Genomic DNA, 17,770 nt, shown 5'->3' on the forward strand with positions numbered 1-17,770 from the left:
TAAAGCAAATTGCCCGTGAATGCGAAGTTCACGGGCAAAATATCCTGTTTGAAACGGATGGACGCGGCGGCCGGAAGAAGGGCCGCTATTTCAGATTGAGCGCGGCCTTGATGGTCGCGTCACTTTCGGTCTGCTGTGCGACAACGCCGTCCCAGCCAAGCCCGCCATAGTCCTCGTATCCGAGGGGGCGCGCGAAGGCGACGATCGAGCCATGATCGTCGTAGTCGCTGCCCTTCGCCCGGCCGGCCGGGTTGGCGAGCGTGAAACGGGAAAAGAGCAGGGTGGGATTGGTGGCGATAATCCTGTTCCGGCCGTGCCGTAAAACTTTGGACCTCTGCGTAATTTATCCCGACGTCATTCCGATTTAAGGATTATGCAGCGGGATTTTCTTTCGCTACGATGGCGGCGTCACCTTTTGCGTTCCCGAGTCGAACGCGTCTCCCCGTTCGTTCAAGTCAGCATTAGAGCCAGGATCATGCACTCGGTTCTCAGAAACCCGATGAGAGGCATTGCGCTGAAAGTCTCGTCGGTCGTGGTCTTCCTGGCCATGCAGACCTTCATCAAGCTGGCCGGCCCGGATATTCCGCCGGGTCAGGTCACCTTCTGCAGGTCCTTCTTCGCGCTCTTCCCGATCATCGCCTATCTCGCCTATATCGGACAGCTGCGCCCCGCCTTCCACACCGAAAATCCGGTCGGACACCTGAAGCGCGGCACGATCGGCATTCTGTCGATGGCTTTCGGTTTTTACGGCCTCCTGCATCTGCCGCTGCCGGAGGCGATCGCCCTCGGCTACGCCTTGCCGCTCGTCGCCGTGATCTTCGCCGCGGTTTTTCTCGGCGAGACCGTGCGCATCTATCGCTGGAGCGCCGTCCTGGTCGGTATGGCCGGCGTTGCCATCATCTCCTGGCCAAAGCTCACGCTGTTTCGCGACGGCGGCATGGAAACGGAACAGGCCGTCGGCGCACTTTGCGTGCTGTTCTCGGCCGTTCTAGGCGGCATGGCGATGATCCAGGTGCGTCGCCTCGTCGAGGAGGAGAAGACGGCGACAATCGTGCTGTATTTTTCGCTCACCGCATCGCTCTTCTCGCTGGCTTCGCTGCCCTTCGGCTGGCTGGTCCTGCCATGGCCGTCGGCGCTTTTCCTGATCGCCGCCGGCTTTTGTGGTGGTGTCGCGCAGATTCTACTGACCGAAAGCTACCGCCATGCCGACGTCTCCACCATTGCGCCGTTCGAATATACGTCGATCCTGCTTGGCGGCATCGTCGGCTACTTCGTCTTCGGCGACGTGCCGAGCGTTACGATGCTGATCGGCACCGTCATCGTTGTCAGCGCCGGCATATTCATCATCTATCGCGAGCATCAGCTGGGCATCGAACAAAGGGAAGCCCGCAAGGCGACGACGCCGCAAGCCTGATGCCCGCAAGCTCACGACATCCAGAATTTCAGCGCGAGGATTGCAGTCGTGCGGCGCCCGCCGCCGGCAGGCGAAGAAAATGGTGATTTCTTAGGATGGCGCCGGCCCGGCGAATATGATTGTTCAATATGAGAAACTATCATTTATTCAAAGCTATGCATGTCTGAAATGGCCGCTGGGCGGCTTTCGATATTACTGCTCCGAACGCTGGTCTGCGAGCGGAGGTGGAGAAAAGCATAATGGCATACACGGCGGAGCAATTGGCGGGGAACTGCGCCTTTCTGACGAGTATCCGCTTTCTGGCCGGGCAGACGCGCAGCATGTTCGACGCCGGCCCGCGTCTGGCGCGATTGCTCGCCTCCCACCAGCGCTGGCTGCTGACCCAGACCGCCTATGCCCTTCACCTGGAATATGATCCGCGCGACCCGACCTCGGGTTTTACCGCCGTTCGGCTGACCGGCCGCATCACCGCCCACAAGGTGGCGAGCCGCAATACCGTGCTCGCCTTCATCGAAGAACTCTATACCTACCGCTTCATCGCCCATACGCCCGGCGACGAGCGGCGCCGGCCGCGCCATTTCGAGCCCGCCACTGTCAGCCACCAGGCGATGTTTGCCTGGATTCACGCCAATCTCGCCGCGCTCGACCTGCTTGACGGCGGTGAGCGGGCGGCTGTTTTCCAGGCAAACCCTTCACTGATGCGGCTCGTTCAGCCGCGCATCGCCCGCCACTGCCTGGAAGACGCCGGCTGGCGGGAGCCGCCGGCGCAGGTGGCGTTGTTTCTTTGGACGGAAGCCGGCGGCCTCGTCGTCGACAACTTCATGGCCAGGATGGAGCCGGAAGACACCGAGGCGGGCAAGTTTCTCGTCGGCCGCGTCGAAACCCGTGCGCTTGCCGCCGATTTCATGATGTCGCGCACGCACCTGCAGCGGCTGCTGGCAAAGGCGGCGCAGCGTGGCTGCGTCGGCTGGCATGATGAGCCGCGCAAGACGCATCTGTGGATATCGCGTGACTTCGTCGAGGAATATTGCGCCTGGCAGGCGGTCAAGTTCGCCTATGTCGACGAAGCCTTCGAATGGGCGAAGGCCCGGATCGACGCGCTGGCAGGGTGATTACAAGACGATTGCTGCTGAGCTCGGGGCGGCACTGGCCGGCGTTGCCGACAGCTCGCGCTCATATTCGCTCGCGGCGCAGACTGCGGCGCGGATATGCTCGAAGGTTTCGATGTTGCGCAGAAGCGATAGCAGGATCGTTGGCATGGTGGATGACTCTGATATGAATTGGCAGCAAATTCAAAGAGCTACAGCACGATCTGTGCGTCCGGAAAGACGCAGCAGCGCTGTAGCGGCTGCCGCTCAGTATTGCTGGAAGTCTGAGAAAATGGCGTTCGGGCGCGCCGTGCGGCTGTTGATGCCAGTGCCGCGGGCGATCATCTGTTCGTTCGTGGCGAAGCCGAAGCGGCTGTAGCCGTGTGTGGAGCGCAGCTGGTCGCCGGCGAGGCGAAGGGTTTCAAACCCGGAATGGATAGGACGAAATCTCTTGTTCATGGCCTTGGTTCCTGTGATTCCTCCCAAGACACAGGCATATATTGCAGTGCAACATAGATTCTGCAATGCGTGCTGACGCGATGCAGCCATGCGAATAATGCATGGCGCGCTTCATAAATTATTCAACTGCGGCTAATTTCTGAGCAGAGACAGGGATTTCAGTTTTGCCTGGAAGGCGAGAAGATCGTTCCAGGCCAGCCGCTTGTTGACGGGTGCGGTTAACAGATCCTGGGGATGCAGGCTGGCGATGGCCGGAATGGTACGATCGGCGATGACGATGTCTTTCCAGCGGCCCCGCAAGCCGTGAATCGTATCGTTTTCCCCGAAGAAGAATCGCGCCGCGAAATTGCCGAGCAGCAGGATCGCCTGCGGTTCGGCGAGCGCGATCTGTCGTTCGATGAAGGGCCGGCAGATGTCGATCTCGGCCGCCGATGCCGCCCGGTTGCCCGGCGGACGCCAGGGAATGACCTGCGTCAGCAGAACGCTCGAGCGGTTCAGCCCGATCGCCGCCAGCATCTTGTCGAATAACTGGCCGGATTTGCCCGAGAAGGGCAGGCCTTCACGGTCGTCTTCGGCGCTCGGCGCCGAGCCGATCACCATGATGCCGCTTTCGGCATCGCCGCTGGCAAAGATGGTCGAGCGGGCGCTGTGTTTGAGATTGCAGCCGTTGAAGGCTTCGATCGCGGTCTTCAACTCGCCGAGCGATCGCGCAGCTTCGGCGACGAAACGCGCCTGCTGCACTGCCTCGCCGTCCGGAATCGCCGGCTGCGGGCCGGAGACCGGGGCCGGACGGGCTGCGGCAGTCGGGCGCGGCGATGTCTGACGTTCTCCGACGCTAGGGCGCTCCCCGGTGGCAGGGCGTTCCTGCTGCGCCGACGCCGGGCGGCGCGCGGCCTTCATCGCCTCGAACTCGGCGAAGCGGTCGACCGCCTCTTCCTCCAGCAGCCACTCCACGCCGGCATCCGCATGGAAATGCAGAAGCGCTGCAAGCTCGGCGGGGGAAAGGTCGTTGGCGGAGATCATGCGGCAAGTTTAACGGAGAGAAATAGGCATTGAAAGGGCAGGCTGCACATTGGCCGCCCTTGCACGATCTATTGCACAGTCCATTGCCTGATGTCGTCGCGTTCGCCGATCAGCGCCAGGCCGTGGGCGATCGACAGCAGTTCGCCGCCGCTTTCGATCCGGTCGCGGTCGAAACGCTCCGTGAAGATGCGGCGCACGGCCGGCACGAAGGACGTGCCGCCGGTCAGGAACACCTTGTCGATCTCGGCAGGCTTCGTATTGGTCTTTTCGAGCACTTCGTCGAGCGCGCCCTCGATGCGGGCGAGATCGTCGGCGATCCAGCCTTCGAAATCGCTGCGCCGGACGCTGCGGTGGCCGCTGCGGCCGAGCGGTGCGAAATCGAAGGACGCCTCCTCGGCCGCCGAGAGCGCCATCTTCGTCGCCGATACCGCCTGATAGAGCGGATAACCCTCGTCATGATCGATGAGGTCGATGAAAATCTCCAGCTTTTCCGGTTCCAGGCTGGTGCGCACCAGCTTCTTCAGATCCTCGAATTCGCGCGTGGTCTTGAAGATCGACAGCTGGTTCCAGCGGCCGAAGCTGGAATAATAGTTGGACGGCACTTCAAGGATCTTGTCGAAGCTTTTGAAATGGCTGCCCTTGCCGATCAGCGGCGCGACGATGTTGTCGATCATCCTGTAGTCGAAGTGATCGCCGGCGACGCCGACGCCGGAATGACCGATCGGCGTTGCCGTCAGTCTGCCGGCGACGGTCTCGAAGCGGATCAGCGAATAGTCGGTCGTGCCGCCGCCGAAATCGGCGACCAGCACGGTCGCATCCCGCTTCAGGTTCTGCGCGAAATAGAAAGCGGCGGCGACCGGCTCGTAGACATAGTGGATTTCGGGAAAGTCGAAGCGCGACAGCGCCTCGTTATAACGTTGGGTGGCCAGATCAGGATCTGGGCTTGCGCCGGCGAAATGTACCGGCCGGCCGGTGACGATGCGGCTGACATCGGACGGCCAACTGTCGCCGGCATAGTTGCGCAGGCGCCTGATGAAAACCTCCATCAGGTCTTCGAAATTATGCCGCTTGGCGAAGATCAGCGTGCCCTGGAACAGCGCGCTCGCCGCAAAGGTCTTGATCGACTGCAGAAAGCGGCATTCGCCGGGATTGTCGATGAACTGGCGGATCGCCGCATGACCGGCCTCCACCTTCAGTGCCGAGGCGCCGAGCTGTGCATCCTTCATGAAGGACAGCGCCGTGCGCATGCTGTCGGCCGTGCCCGCCGCGCTCGTGAACGCCATCGAGTGCGTCGCCCCGCCATCCGCCGTGGCGAGAACCGTATTGGTCGTGCCGAAGTCCAAACCCAGCGCCTGAGCCATGCCCGCACCTCTTTCATGCCGATTGTTATTGGAGACGGAGCGTTGCTCCGCAAGGGCGTGTCAACGCCCGGATCAAGGAGGGCGGGTGATGCCACAGAGGCGTGACACATTCAAGAGGATCGAAAGCTGATGCGAGCGCCGGCGCACTTCTTCTCCTGGCCGGGGAAAAGAAGTGCGCCTCAAGGGCTGAGCGGCGCGGAAGTCAGAGGGCCATCATCATTCGGCAGCCATCGCCCTTGCCTCCTGCAACACCGGTGCCTCGACCTTCTTCTGGCCCATCAGCCGGCCGAGGAAGTTTCCGAACCGGTCCATCTCGACGAAGATGACAGGGGTGATGAACAACGTCAGCAGCTGCGAGACGACAAGGCCGCCGACGACGGCAATGCCGAGCGGCTGGCGCAGCTCCGAGCTTGCGCCGGTGCCGAGCGCGATCGGCAGAGCGCCGAGCAGGGCGCAGAAGGTCGTCATCATGATCGGCCGGAAGCGCCGCACGCAGGCCTCGTGGATCGCCGCCGTCGCCTTTTCGCCGGTCGTGCGCATGGTCTCCACCGCCACGTCGATCATCATGATCGCGTTCTTCTTGACGATGCCGATCAGCATCAGCAGGCCGATGAGCGCGATGATCGACAGATCGAAGCCCATGATCTTCAACGCCAGCAGCGCGCCGAAGGCCGCCGCCGGCAGGCCGGAGAGAATGGTCAGCGGATGGATGAAGCTTTCATAGAGCACGCCGAGCACGACATAGATGGTCAACACGGCCGCCAGGATCAGATAAGGCGTGTTGCCCTGCGACTGCTGGAAGATTTCCGCCGTCCCGCCATAGGATGTGAAGACGTCGGCCGGCAGGCTGATCTCCTTCTTGATCTCATCGATCGCCGCCGTCGCGTCGCTGAGCGACACGCCTTCCGGCAGATTGAAGGACACGGTGGTTGAGACGAGCTGGCCCGTCTGGTTGATGGTAACAGGGCCGGTGGTACGTTGCACATGCGCGAAGTTCGACAGCGGCACCAGGCTGCCATTGGACGAGGCGACGCGGATTTCCGCCAGTTTCTGGTCGTCCCAGGGTTTGCTCGTGTCGTATTCGACGATGACGTCGTAACTGTCGCCGGTCGATTGGATCTCAGCTGCCGTATATCCGCTGAAGGATTCCTGCAGCGTCGTGCGCAGCGTATCATTGTCGATCCCGTAGGCGGCCGCCCGCTCGGTGTCGATGACGATATTGGCCTGCAGGGCGTTGTTCTGGGCGTCCGAGGTGACGTCGGTGAACAGCCGGTCCTTGCGCATCGCCGCCTGGATCTTGCCGGCCCAGAGGTTGGTCTGGTCGGCGCTCAGCGCCTGGATGACCAGCTGATACTGGCTGGCGGTCTGGCGGCCGCCGAAGCGCAGGCTCTGGTTCGGCGTCACGAAGGCCTGCAATCCGGGGATCTTGTTGATCGCCGTGCGCAGCTCGCGCAGCGTCTGGTCAAGCGGCGGCCGCTCCTTCTTGTCCTTGAGTTCGACGAACATCGAGCCGTTGTTCTGCGGTTTGTTCGGGTTGCCGCCGATCGTCGACATCACGTGGTTGACCGCCGGGTTCGCCTTGACGGCGGCCGCCGCCTGCTGCTGCAGCGCCTCCATGGCGGAATAGGAAATGTCCTGGCGCGCCTGGGTGCTGATTGTCAGGCGGCCAATATCCTCCTGCGGGAAGAAGCTCGTCGGCAGCGTCATGAAGAAATAGACCGTCAGCGCCACCGAGCCGAGGAACACGCCGAGGATGGTGACGCGATGGCGCAGGCACCAGCCGACCGACCGGTCATAGCCGCGCAGTGTCCGCTCGAAACCGGCATCGAAGAGGCGGATCAGGAGCGGCGGGCGGCTGTGATTGTTGGAGAGACGCGAGCCGAGCATCGGCGTCACGGTCAACGAGACGATGGCCGACGAGATGATGGCGATCGCCACCACCATGCCGAATTCGTTGAACACGCGGCCGACGACGCCGCCCATCAGCAGGATCGGGATGAAGACCGCGATCAGCGAAACCGACATGGAGATGATGGTGTAGCTGACTTCGCCGGCCCCCTTGATTGCCGCCTCCCGCACCGGCATGCCTTCCTCGACATGCCGCAGGATGTTTTCCAGCATGACGATGGCGTCGTCGACGACCAGCCCCACCGCGAGCGTCAGCCCGAGCAGCGAGATATTGTCGATACTGTAGCCGAGCACATACATCATGCCGAAGGTCGAAATCAGCGACAGCGGAACGGCAAGCCCCGGAATGATCGTCGCGGTCGCATGGCCGGTGAAGAGGTAGATGACCAGGACGACGAGGCCGATCGTCAGGAACAGCGTGAATTTCACGTCGGCGATGGCGGCGCGAATGGGTTTTGCGGCGTCGTTCATGACTACGGTCGTGACCGAAGCCGGGATTTCGGCGTGAAGCTGCGGCAGCTTGGCGTTGATCGCATCGACGACGTCGACCGTGTTGGCATCGGGTTGCCGCTGAATGGCGAGGATGATGCCGCGCTGCCCATCATACCAGCTGCCGGTATACTGGTTCTCGACGCCATCCTGGACGTCGGCGACATCGCTGAGATGGATCGGCGCGCCGTTCGGATTGGCGATCACGAGCGAGCGGAACTGCTCGGCATTGGTGCGCTGCGTGTTCGCCGTGATGGTCATGCTCTGCGCATTGTTCTGCAGCGTGCCCACGGGCTGCTGGCTGTTGGCGGCAGAAAGCGCCTTGTTGACGGTGTCGATGCCGATGCCGCGGGTGAGCAGCTTGTTGGGATCGACCTCGACGCGCACCGCATAGGTCTGCGCGCCGAAGACGCTCACCTGGGCGACGCCGGGGAGAGTGGACAGCGACGGCGAGATGATATCTTCGGCGATCTCGTCGAGCTTGCTGCGCGGCATGGTGTTGCTCTGCACGGAAAGCAGCATGACCGGCGCATCGGCCGGGTTGGTCTTACGGTAACTCGGCGGCGTCGTCAGATTGTCGGGCAGTTGCCTGGTCGCATGCGAGATCGCCGCCTGCACGTCGGCCGCGGCCGCGTCGATATTGCGATTGAGGTCGAACTGCAGCACGATGCTGGTGCTGCCGAGCGAGCTTGAGGCGCTGATCTCGCTGATGCCGGGAATGGTCTCGAACTGCTTGATCAGCGGCGTGGCGACCGACGTCGCCATCGTCTGCGGCGAAGCGCCGCTCAGCTGCGCCGAAACGTTGATCGTCGGAAAATCGACCTGGGGCAGGGCCGCGACCGGCACGAGCCGGTAACCGGCAAGGCCGGCCAGAATGACGCCGATCGCAAGCAGCGTCGTCGCGACGGGGCGCTGGATACAGAAATTCGGGATCATTGCTGCGCTCCCACCGTGATCGTCTCGGACTGCTGGGGCTGCCGAGGCGCGTCGGCGGAAGCGACATCGAGCGCCTTTTCGTCGAACTGTTCGTGGATCGCTTGTTGATCGCTGAGCTGGCCCTGGCCCTCGACGACGACATGGTCGCCTTCGGAAAGGCCTGATTCAATCGCGGTGAAGCCGCCATTGGCGCGGGCGACGGTCACCGGTGTCAGCCGCGATTTGCCATCCTTGGCGACGAAGGCGAAGAAACCGTCCGGGCCGGGGCTGACGGCAACGGTCGGCACCACCACCTGCTGTTCGTCATTGTTGAAATGCACCACGATATTGACCGACTGGCCGGGCCAGAGGGCGCCCGAGGCGTTCTCGAATTTCGCCTTGGCGAGGATCGTGCCCGAGGCGGTATCGACTGCGTTGTCGTAGAAGCTGATTTCGCCCTTGCGGACCTGGCCCTTGGTGGAGGCGGGAACCGTGCTGACCTCGACCGGACCGGCAGCCAGGGCTTTCTTCAGCACGCGCAGATATCGTTCCTGCAGGTGGAATTTCACATAGATCGGATCGTATTTGGCGATGGTGACGATGGCCGCGCCGGCGTTGAGGAAGGCGCCCTTGCTGACGGCGATATCGCCGAGCCGGCCGTCGAAGGGCGCGCGGATATCGGTATGCTCGAGCAGGATCTGATCGGAGGCAAGTGTCGCCTTGTCCGCATCGACGGTGGCGGCGGCGGTGTCGCGCGCGGCTCTCGCCTGATCGAGGCTCTGCTGGGTGCCGGCTTTCTGGTCGAACAGGTCCTGCGCCCGCACCAGCGCGGTCTCGGCTTCCGAAAGCGTCGCCGTGTCGCGCACGATCATCGCGTTGTCCTTGTCGACGGCGGCCTTGGCCGTCCGGTCATCGAGTTTGGCGATCAGGTCGCCGGCCTTGACGGTCGCCCCGTCCTGCGCAGCGATGCTGACGATCAGCCCCTGTTCCTGTGCGGCGATGGTGGTATTGTCATCCGCGTCGGCCCAGCCGGACGCCGTCACATCCATCGGCAGCGTCGTTTTGGCCGCTGCGACGGTCTTGACGACGGTCGGTCCGCCGCCGCCGCGCCTGCGGCCGCCGCCCTGATGTTGACTGCCATTTTGCGATGGATCGGCCTGTGCCTGGCCGCCCTCAGCCTGCTGGCCGCTGTCATTGCCGGCGGCCGGCTGCCTGATCAGCTGCGAGAGGTAGGGAATGCGCGAGGCGTAGGGGATCAAATTGCCGAATTGCCAAAGACCGACGGCGGCAACGGCGATAATAGTGACGGTGATCCAAAATTTCTTCATGGCGAGACCGGTTGAGCAGGGTTGCGAATTTATGCTTGATTGAGCCGCTTTTATTGCGGCGCAAAAAAGACATAATTCCCCGGTCGCGATCACTAAGTGGTTATAACGGCTTAAATTTTTGTAATGAATATTCCGTAATATTCAAATTATACTAATATAGCCGGAGTGCGCTTGACGCGGCTCCGCGGCGGCATTGCTGGCAGCCGAATGCCGCTCCCGCATGCGGGTCGCTGCACACAAGGAATAGCGGAAAACAGAGAAGGCAGCTCGTCATGACGGAGTTGGACACCAGCGATTTTCGCACTCTCATCACAAGCGTGTTTCCCCACCTGACGGCCTCCGTCTTCAAGCTGTCTGCAAAAAGCTGGGATTCGATCGCGGTCGATGTCGACGACACGCTGATCTTCAAGTTTCCCCGTCATCTCGGCGCCGAAAGGGCGCTGGTGAAGGAAGCGGCCTTGCTCGACATCATCAGGCCGTCGCTATCGATGGCGGTTCCCGATATGCGCATTCACGACGGGCCGCCGATCTTCTCCTGTCACGCCAAGCTCGAGGGCGAACATCTCATTGACCAAGATTACGAGGCGCTCGGGGAGGGCGTACGCCAGCGTCTGGCGGATGATCTCGCGCGGTTTTACGCCGAGCTGCATGCGCTCGACGCCGACCGCCTGCGCGCGGCCGGCGCAGCGGCGATCCAGCCGTGGCAATCGCCGGCCGTGGTGCGAGCGAAGGCCTTGCCGCTGCTGCCGGCTGATATCCAGCGCTTTGCCGAGACCGTGGTTTCGGATTTCGAATTCCTGCCGCCGGATCCTTACGGCAATGTCTACGGCTTTTTCGACGGCCATGGCTGGAACATGGCCTTCGACTTTCGCCACGGCAGGCTCAACGGCATTTACGATTTCGCCGATTCCGGTTTCGGGCCGTTGCATCAGGAGTTCATCTATTCGAACTTCATCTCGCCCGATCTGACCGCACGCATCGTCGCGGCCTATGAGATCCTGACCGTGCGCCGGCTTGACCGACGGCGCATCGCGATCATGACCGGCTTCCACAGGCTTTCCGAACTCGCCGAACTTGCCGACGATCCGGCCAATGTCGAACAGATGATCCGCAGCGCGGCGAACTGGGCAGCCGCCGCAGCCCGCCTCGTCTGAGAGAATCAATTAGACGGATCGTGCCGCGCCGCCGTCGCAGCGGATGAGCGAGCCGGTGATGTAACTTGCCGGCTGGCTGCACAGGAAGGCCGCGGTTGCTGCAAACTCCTCCACCCGGCCGTAGCGGCCGACAGGAATGCGCGCCTCCTTGTCGGTTCGGATTTCCTCCACGCTTTTGCCCGTCCGCTTTGCCGCGGCACCATCGAGATCGTCGAGCCGCGCCGTCAGAATGCTGCCCGGCAGCAGCAGGTTGGTGGTGATGCCGAAATGCGCCACTTCGGAGGCGAGCGTCTTGCTCCAGCCGGCAAGCGCGGGGCGCAGCGTATTCGACAGCGCCAAGTTGGCGATCGGCTCGATCACGCCCGACGAGGCGACCGTCAGGATGCGACCCCAGCCCTGCGCCTTCATATCAGGCAGTAGCGCATTGGTGAGCGTGATCACCCGGGCGACCATCGAGAGGAAATAGGTTTCAAGCTTTTGGGCCGTCATCTCCTCGGTCGTGCCGGGCGTCGGGCCGCCGGTATTGTTGACGAGGATATCGAGGCCGCCGAACTTGTCCTTCACGGCGGTCTTGGCCGTCTCGACGAAGCCCTCGTCTGCGAGGTCGGCCCAGATCCAGTCTGCCCGGCCGTGGCCCTCGCTGTTGATCGCCTTGCAATTGGCCTCCAGCTGCTCGCCGCTGCGCCCGCAGAGCAGCACGTTTGCGCCCTCCCGCGCCAGCGCGACGGCGATGCCGAGGCCAAGCCCGCGCGAGGAGGCGAGAACGAGCGCTCTTTTGCCCTTGATGCCGAGATCCATGATTTTCTCCGATGACGTTCAGCGATGTATAAGGCGCAGACAACGAAAAAGAAAAGAGAGGGTGCGGCACCGCTTTCGTAATTGACGTTAACGTAAGCGTTATCGTAAATCTCGGATCGGCGGAAAGATCATTGTGCGAATTGGAGATTGGCTGTCGCATCCCGGCTCGACAATGCTTCGCCGTTTTGACAAGAAAGTCACCCATGGGATGATGGCCGCAGACGGCCAAGCGGAGACGAGTGAATGACCGAGACGACTGAGCTGCCCGAACGCGAGAGCATGGAATTCGACGTCGTAATCGTCGGCGCAGGCCCTGCCGGTCTTGCGGCGGCGATCCGGCTGAAGCAGGTCGATCCGGAATTGTCGGTCGTCGTGCTGGAGAAGGGCGCGGAGGTCGGCGCCCATATTCTGTCGGGTGCCGTCGTCGATCCGATCGGCATCGACCGGCTGCTGCCCGGCTGGCGCGATGAGGCCGATCATCCCTTCAAGACGGAAGTCACATCCGATCATTTCCTGCTGCTCGGCCCGGCCGGCTCGATCCGCCTGCCGAATGTCATGATGCCGCCGCTGATGAACAATCACGGCAATTACATCGTCTCGCTCGGCAACGTCTGTCGCTGGCTGGCGGGCAAGGCGGAAGAGCTCGGCGTCGAGATTTATCCGGGCTTTGCCGCCACCGAAGTGCTCTACGACGACAAGGGTGCGGTGATCGGTGTTGCTACAGGCGACATGGGCATCGAGAAGAACGGCGAGCCTGGGCCGAACTACACCCGCGGCATGGAGCTGCGCGGCAAATATACGCTGATCGGCGAAGGCGTGCGCGGCTCGCTCGCCAAGCAGTTGATCGCCAAGTTCGATCTGCAGAAGGACCGCGAGCCGCAGAAATTCGGCATCGGCATCAAGGAGCTCTGGCAGGTCAAGCCCGAGCACCACAAGCAGGGCCTGGTGCAGCACTCCTTCGGCTGGCCGCTCGGCATGAAGACCGGCGGCGGCTCCTTCCTCTATCACCTCGAAGACAATCTGGTGGCGGTCGGCTTCGTTGTCCACCTGAACTACAAGAACCCCTATCTCTACCCGTTCGAGGAATTCCAGCGCTTCAAGACGCATCCGGCGATCCGCGGCACCTTCGAAGGCGGCAAGCGGCTCTCCTATGGGGCGCGCGCCATCACCGAGGGCGGTTATCAGTCGGTGCCGAAGCTCACCTTCCCCGGCGGCGCGCTGATCGGTTGTTCGGCCGGCCTCGTCAACGTGCCGCGCATCAAGGGCAGCCACAATGCCGCGCTGTCGGGCATGCTGGCGGCCGAGAAGCTGGCGGCGGCCATCGCAGCCGGCCGCAGCCATGACGAGGTCGTCGAGATCGAGACCGACTGGCGCAAGGGCGACATCGGCCGCGATCTCAAACGTGTCCGTAACGTCAAGCCGCTGTGGTCGAAGTTCGGCACCGCGCTCGGCGTGGCGCTCGGCGGCCTCGACATGTGGACCAACACGCTGTTCGGCTTCTCCTTCTTCGGTACGCTGAAGCATGGCAAGACCGATGCGCAGTCGCTGGAGCCGGCTTCGCAGCACAAGCCGATCGCCTATCCGAAACCGGATGGCGTTTTGACCTTCGACCGTCTGTCCTCGGTGTTCCTGTCGAACACCAATCACGAGGAAGACCAGCCGGTGCATCTGCAGGTCAAGGACATGGGCCTGCAGAAGAGCTCCGAGCTCGGCATCTTTGCCGGCCCGTCGACGCGCTACTGTCCGGCCGGCGTCTATGAATGGGTGGAGAAGGACGGCGACAAGAGCTTCGTCATCAACGCCCAGAACTGCGTGCACTGCAAGACTTGCGACATCAAGGACCCCAACCAGAACATCAACTGGGTGCCGCCGCAGGGCGGCGAGGGGCCGGTCTATCCCAATATGTGAGAGGATTGCCGGCTGCGGCCGGCAAGTTCACCCGCTGACGCCTTCGTGATCGTATTCCCACGCCCGTCCTTAGCGATTCATTAACCATAATTTCCTTAGCTTGCGACATCATCTTGACGCACTAAGGACACATTCATGACGATCTCCCGCCGGGGCTTTCTGATTGCTCTGCCGTTTGTCGTGGCCGGTTGCTCTTCGACAGGCTTGAACAGCCAGACTAATTACGCCGCACTTCCGGATGAAAAATTTCCGTTGAAGCAGGTGCCGATCGACAAGATCAAGCCGGAGCTGCGCCGCCAGGAAGTGGCCTACGAAACCACGCATGCGGCCGGCACGATCGTCGTCGATACGCCGGCGCGCCGCGCTTACTATGTCCTCGGCGACGGCAGGGCGATGCGCTACGGTGTCGGGGTCGGCCGCGAGGGGCTGGCCTTTGCCGGTGACGCTTATATCGGCCGCAAGGCCGAATGGCCAAGCTGGACACCGACGGAAAACATGCAGCGCCGCGAAGAACGCTATCGCAAGCTTGCCGGCGGCATGCCCGGCGGCCCGAACAATCCGCTCGGCGCTCGCGCTATGTATCTCTATCGCGGCGGCGGCGACACGCATTTCCGCATTCACGGCACCAACCAGCCGCAGTCGATCGGGCTCGCCATGTCGAGCGGCTGTATCCGCATGATGAACCATGACGTGATCGACCTGTATGACCGCGTCGAAGTCGGCGCCAGGGTCGTCGTCATCCAGGCTTGAACGGGCAAAATCAGGCCATTGAAAAGCCGCCGCAGCGATGGCTGCCGGCGGCTTCCATATTATTTGATGGTGGCTGATGGTCAGCGACGTGCCGCGATCCCGGTGGAAAGCGCCACGCCGATGCCGGTGACGACAGCCGCGCTGACCTCGGCAATGCCGACCGTTTCGCCGAGCAGCAAGCCGCCGCCCAGCGTCGCCAGCACGGGCGTCAGCGCCGTGAAGGCGGCGGCCTGCGTGCCGCCGAGAGTTCTGACCGCGGTGCCGTAGGCGAGCATGGCGACGAGGCCGGAAAGAATGCCCTGGCTCAGCGCCTGCAGGCCGATTTCCGGGAGGGGCGCCTGCGGCAGTGAGATGCCGAAGATCAGCGCCAGCGCTCCCATGATCAGGAAGGACCAGACGGCGATGAGCGCGCTCGCCTGCACGGCCGTCAGGCCGGAGCGGCGGAAGGCATGCGTATAGCTCGCCCACAGAAGAGCGCCGGCCGGCAGCAGCACGAAACTTGTCCATGGCAGCGAGGCGTCGGCAAGGCTGCGGGTCAGCAGGATCAGCACGCCGGCAACGATTGCGACCAGCCCGGCAATACGTGTGCGGTCAGGCCTCTCGGCAAACAGCCCAACCCCGATCAGCGCTGTGGCGAGCGGCATGGAGCCGCCGAGCAGAATGCCTGACGAGGCAGCCGGCGTCGAATGGATGGCGAAGGTGGTCAGCAGAAAGAAGACGGCGCCGGAACCGGACACCATGATCACGAGCAGATGAAGCGGCAGGCCCTTCGGCAGCAGTCCCGTCCTCAGCCACACGGGCGAAAGCACGAGGGCCGGAATGCCGAAACGGATCAGCCCGATATCGATCGAGCCGAGCGGCGTTGCCGCGCTGTGGCGGGTGACGAGAAACCATGTCGCCCAGATCAGCACGGTGATCGTGCCGCCGGCGTAACCCAGCGCCTGCGACGGCGATTTGTCGTTCGAAAAAGCAATGGTGGTCATCGTCCTGTCCTTTCTCCGTCCGGAGCCTCTCCGGTTGAAGAAAATACTAGCGCCGAAGACCGAGGCATGTCCTTGCTATCTGTGGCTTGAAAATCGTGCTAAGCGCAATCTTCTGCCAATTGACGCCGTCGAGGATCACGAAAATGCCAAATCTCGATAAATTCGATATCGCCATCCTGAAATGCCTTCAGGAGGATGCGCGCGCCACCAATGTCGAGATTGCCGAGAAGGTCAACCTCTCGCCGTCGCCCTGCCTGCGCCGCATCCGCAACCTCGAACGCTCCGGCATCATCCGCGGCTACACCGCCGATATCGACCGCAAGGAGGTCGGTCTCGGCCTGACGGTCTTCGTCGAATTCAAGGTCGTCCACCACAGCCGCGAGAATTCCGAGGCGCAGCAGAAGGCGCTGCTGGCCATTCCCGAGATCGTTTCCTGCTTCCTGATATCAGGCACCGCCGATTTCCTCGCCGAAGTGGTGGTGGAGGATCTCGCCGCCTATGAGCGGCTTCTGACCGAAACGTTGCTCACCCTGCCGAATGTCAGCGACATCCGCTCCAACTTCGCCATCCGCAGCATCAAGACGCACGGGCCGCTGAAGCTGCCCGAGGGAAAATAATCCCTCAGGCTTATGCCGTCTGCAGACCTAAAGCAGCGTCCCGCTGAGGATGAGCAGCGCCACCGAGAAGTAGATCACGAGCCCAGTGACGTCGACGAGCGTGGCGACGAACGGGGCCGAGGCGCTGGCCGGATCGAGCCGCAGCTTCTGCAGCACGAAGGGCAGCATCGAGCCGCAGATCGAGCCGAAGGTGACGATCCCGATCAGGGCGGCAAACACCGTGATGGCGACCATCTGCCAGTGCGGACCGTAATCATAAAGCCCGGCCGACTGCCAGAAGACGATGCGGACGAAGCCGACGAGACCGAGGATGGCGCCGAGCACGATGCCGGTCGGCAGTTCGCGCAACAGCACCTTCCACCAGTCCGAAAGCTTCAGCTCGCCGAGCGCCAGGGCCCGGATGATCAGCGACGTCGCCTGCGACCCGGAATTGCCGCCCGAGCTCATGATCAACGGGATGAACAGGGTCAGCACCACGGCCTTTTCCAGTTCGCCCTCGAAATGCTGCATGGCGCTTGCCGTCAGCATCTCGCCGAGGAACAGGGCGGCAAGCCAGCCGGCGCGCTTGCGGATCATGCCGGCAAAGCCGATCTTCATATAGGGCTGGCCGAGCGCTTCCATACCGCCGAACTTCTGGGCCGCTTCCGTCGTGTCCGATATCATCGTATCGATTACGTCGTCGACGGTGACGATGCCGAGCATCTGCCCATGCTCGTCGGTCACCGGCAAGGCGAGCAGGTCGTGCTTGCGGATCAGCCGGGCGACATCCTCCTGTTTCATCAGCGGATCGGCCGAAACGGGAGCGCCCTTCTGGGCGACCGAGAGGATGGAGGCATCGGGCTCGCCGGTGATCAGGCGGCGCAGCGTCACCACATGCATGAGCGCATGGCTGGCCTCGTCGAGCACATAGATGGCGTAGACGGTTTCGCGCGAGCGTTCGACCTGGCGCACATGATCGAGCGTCTGGGCAACGGTCCAGCTGTCGGGCACGCTGACGAATTCCGTCGTCATGATGCCGCCGGCCGTGCGCGGCGGATAGCCCATCAGATGCTGGATCGCGATGCGCACCGGCTCGTCGAGGCTGGAGAACAGGCGGGCGCGGGTCTCGCCGTCGAGTTCGAGCAGCACGTCGGCGACGCGGTCGTTCGACATGCCGTGCAGCAGCCGGGCGGCATCCTCGGCGCTGATCAGCGCCAGGATCTCGGCGGCGTTGCGAAGCTCCGGCCGGTCGAGAATGTTGACGGCATAGTCGAGCGGCATGCCTGACAGGACGCGGCCGGCATCCTGGATGCTGAGCGCGTTCAACGCATCGACGCGTTCGGCGATCGTTGCGCCGCGGCTGTTGTTGATGAAGGCGCGGGCGGCATGGCCTGCCCGAAGTGGGAAGCGGTTGAAATTCATTGAGGCTCGCCTTTCCGTCGATCCGCCGTAGCGTCCGACGGGCGAGCCGACAGGAGTCGGTCAGCGCACGGGGGCCGCGTACGGCAAAGGCAATCGACTGCTACTGTCGCTTGGCATCGCTAAGATGGCTCCGTTAAAATCCGTGGCAGGACGGGTGTCATCCACGTGTCATGC

15 protein-coding genes and 1 pseudogene are annotated in these 17,770 nt (G+C 62.7%); 6 read left to right on the forward strand and 10 right to left on the reverse strand.

Features of this window, described 5'->3' with window-relative positions:
- Positions 1–85 precede the first annotated feature (85 nt).
- Positions 86–307: pseudogene (locus tag AMC88_RS34585) on the reverse strand (methyl-accepting chemotaxis protein); the annotation flags it as partial.
- Between the two features lie 168 nt (positions 308–475).
- Here AMC88_RS34585 and AMC88_RS06835 point away from each other — a divergent pair.
- The gene (locus AMC88_RS06835; RefSeq protein ID WP_037113555.1) at positions 476–1,414 is read left to right on the forward strand and encodes a DMT family transporter; all 939 of its coding nucleotides are present in this window, start codon (positions 476–478) and stop codon (positions 1,412–1,414) included.
- A 239-nt stretch (positions 1,415–1,653) separates the two neighbouring features.
- Positions 1,654–2,526, forward strand: coding sequence for a hypothetical protein (locus tag AMC88_RS06840; protein WP_064825022.1), 873 nt, complete (start codon positions 1,654–1,656; stop codon positions 2,524–2,526).
- Here AMC88_RS06840 and AMC88_RS33545 read toward each other — a convergent pair whose 3' ends face one another.
- From AMC88_RS33545 to AMC88_RS06865, 6 genes are all read right to left on the reverse strand, one after another.
- Positions 2,527–2,673 (reverse strand): hypothetical protein, encoded by a 147-nt coding sequence (locus tag AMC88_RS33545; protein ID WP_167355277.1) that lies wholly within the window; start codon positions 2,671–2,673, stop codon positions 2,527–2,529.
- Positions 2,674–2,769: 96 nt separating this feature from the next.
- Entirely contained in the window at positions 2,770–2,961 is a 192-nt protein-coding gene (locus AMC88_RS06845; protein WP_010035016.1) for a hypothetical protein, read from the reverse strand.
- A gap of 132 nt (positions 2,962–3,093) precedes the next feature.
- On the reverse strand, positions 3,094–3,984 hold the full coding sequence (locus AMC88_RS06850; RefSeq protein WP_064825023.1) for a uracil-DNA glycosylase: 891 nt from the start codon (positions 3,982–3,984) through the stop codon (positions 3,094–3,096).
- A 68-nt stretch (positions 3,985–4,052) separates the two neighbouring features.
- The gene (locus tag AMC88_RS06855) at positions 4,053–5,345 is read right to left on the reverse strand and encodes an Hsp70 family protein (RefSeq protein WP_064825024.1); all 1,293 of its coding nucleotides are present in this window, start codon (positions 5,343–5,345) and stop codon (positions 4,053–4,055) included.
- 216 nt (positions 5,346–5,561) lie between these two features.
- Positions 5,562–8,678: an efflux RND transporter permease subunit gene (locus tag AMC88_RS06860; protein ID WP_064825025.1), complete on the reverse strand. Its 3,117-nt coding sequence runs from the start codon at positions 8,676–8,678 to the stop codon at positions 5,562–5,564.
- Positions 8,675–9,985: an efflux RND transporter periplasmic adaptor subunit gene (locus AMC88_RS06865; protein WP_064825026.1), complete on the reverse strand. Its 1,311-nt coding sequence runs from the start codon at positions 9,983–9,985 to the stop codon at positions 8,675–8,677. Before AMC88_RS06865 ends, AMC88_RS06860 begins: the two co-directional genes overlap by 4 nt.
- 272 nt (positions 9,986–10,257) lie before the next feature.
- On the opposite strand from AMC88_RS06865, the gene AMC88_RS06870 reads away from it, so the two are divergent.
- The gene (locus AMC88_RS06870; protein ID WP_064825027.1) at positions 10,258–11,139 is read left to right on the forward strand and encodes a phosphotransferase family protein; all 882 of its coding nucleotides are present in this window, start codon (positions 10,258–10,260) and stop codon (positions 11,137–11,139) included.
- Positions 11,140–11,148: 9 nt separating this feature from the next.
- Here the strand turns inward: AMC88_RS06870 and AMC88_RS06875 are convergent, their stop codons facing one another.
- A complete protein-coding gene (locus AMC88_RS06875) occupies positions 11,149–11,937 on the reverse strand; it encodes an SDR family oxidoreductase (RefSeq protein WP_004670411.1) in 789 nt (262 codons plus the stop codon).
- A 243-nt stretch (positions 11,938–12,180) separates the two neighbouring features.
- Here AMC88_RS06875 and AMC88_RS06880 point away from each other — a divergent pair, with 243 nt between their 5' ends.
- Positions 12,181–13,845, forward strand: a complete 1,665-nt coding sequence (locus AMC88_RS06880; RefSeq protein ID WP_064825028.1) for an electron transfer flavoprotein-ubiquinone oxidoreductase — start codon at positions 12,181–12,183, stop codon at positions 13,843–13,845.
- Between the two features lie 135 nt (positions 13,846–13,980).
- Positions 13,981–14,595, forward strand: coding sequence for a L,D-transpeptidase (locus AMC88_RS06885; RefSeq protein ID WP_004672572.1), 615 nt, complete (start codon positions 13,981–13,983; stop codon positions 14,593–14,595).
- Positions 14,596–14,675: 80 nt separating this feature from the next.
- Here the strand turns inward: AMC88_RS06885 and AMC88_RS06890 are convergent, their stop codons facing one another.
- On the reverse strand, positions 14,676–15,578 hold the full coding sequence (locus tag AMC88_RS06890; protein ID WP_012483224.1) for a DMT family transporter: 903 nt from the start codon (positions 15,576–15,578) through the stop codon (positions 14,676–14,678).
- A 143-nt stretch (positions 15,579–15,721) separates the two neighbouring features.
- On the opposite strand from AMC88_RS06890, the gene AMC88_RS06895 reads away from it, so the two are divergent.
- Positions 15,722–16,195 (forward strand): Lrp/AsnC family transcriptional regulator, encoded by a 474-nt coding sequence (locus tag AMC88_RS06895; protein ID WP_003587651.1) that lies wholly within the window; start codon positions 15,722–15,724, stop codon positions 16,193–16,195.
- Positions 16,196–16,222: 27 nt separating this feature from the next.
- On the opposite strand, the gene mgtE is transcribed toward AMC88_RS06895, so the two are convergent.
- Entirely contained in the window at positions 16,223–17,596 is a 1,374-nt protein-coding gene (gene mgtE, locus AMC88_RS06900; protein ID WP_012483226.1) for a magnesium transporter, read from the reverse strand.
- Positions 17,597–17,770 lie beyond the last annotated feature (174 nt).

It is taken from the genome of Rhizobium phaseoli, from assembly GCF_001664385.1.
GTDB lineage: Bacteria > Pseudomonadota > Alphaproteobacteria > Rhizobiales > Rhizobiaceae > Rhizobium > Rhizobium phaseoli.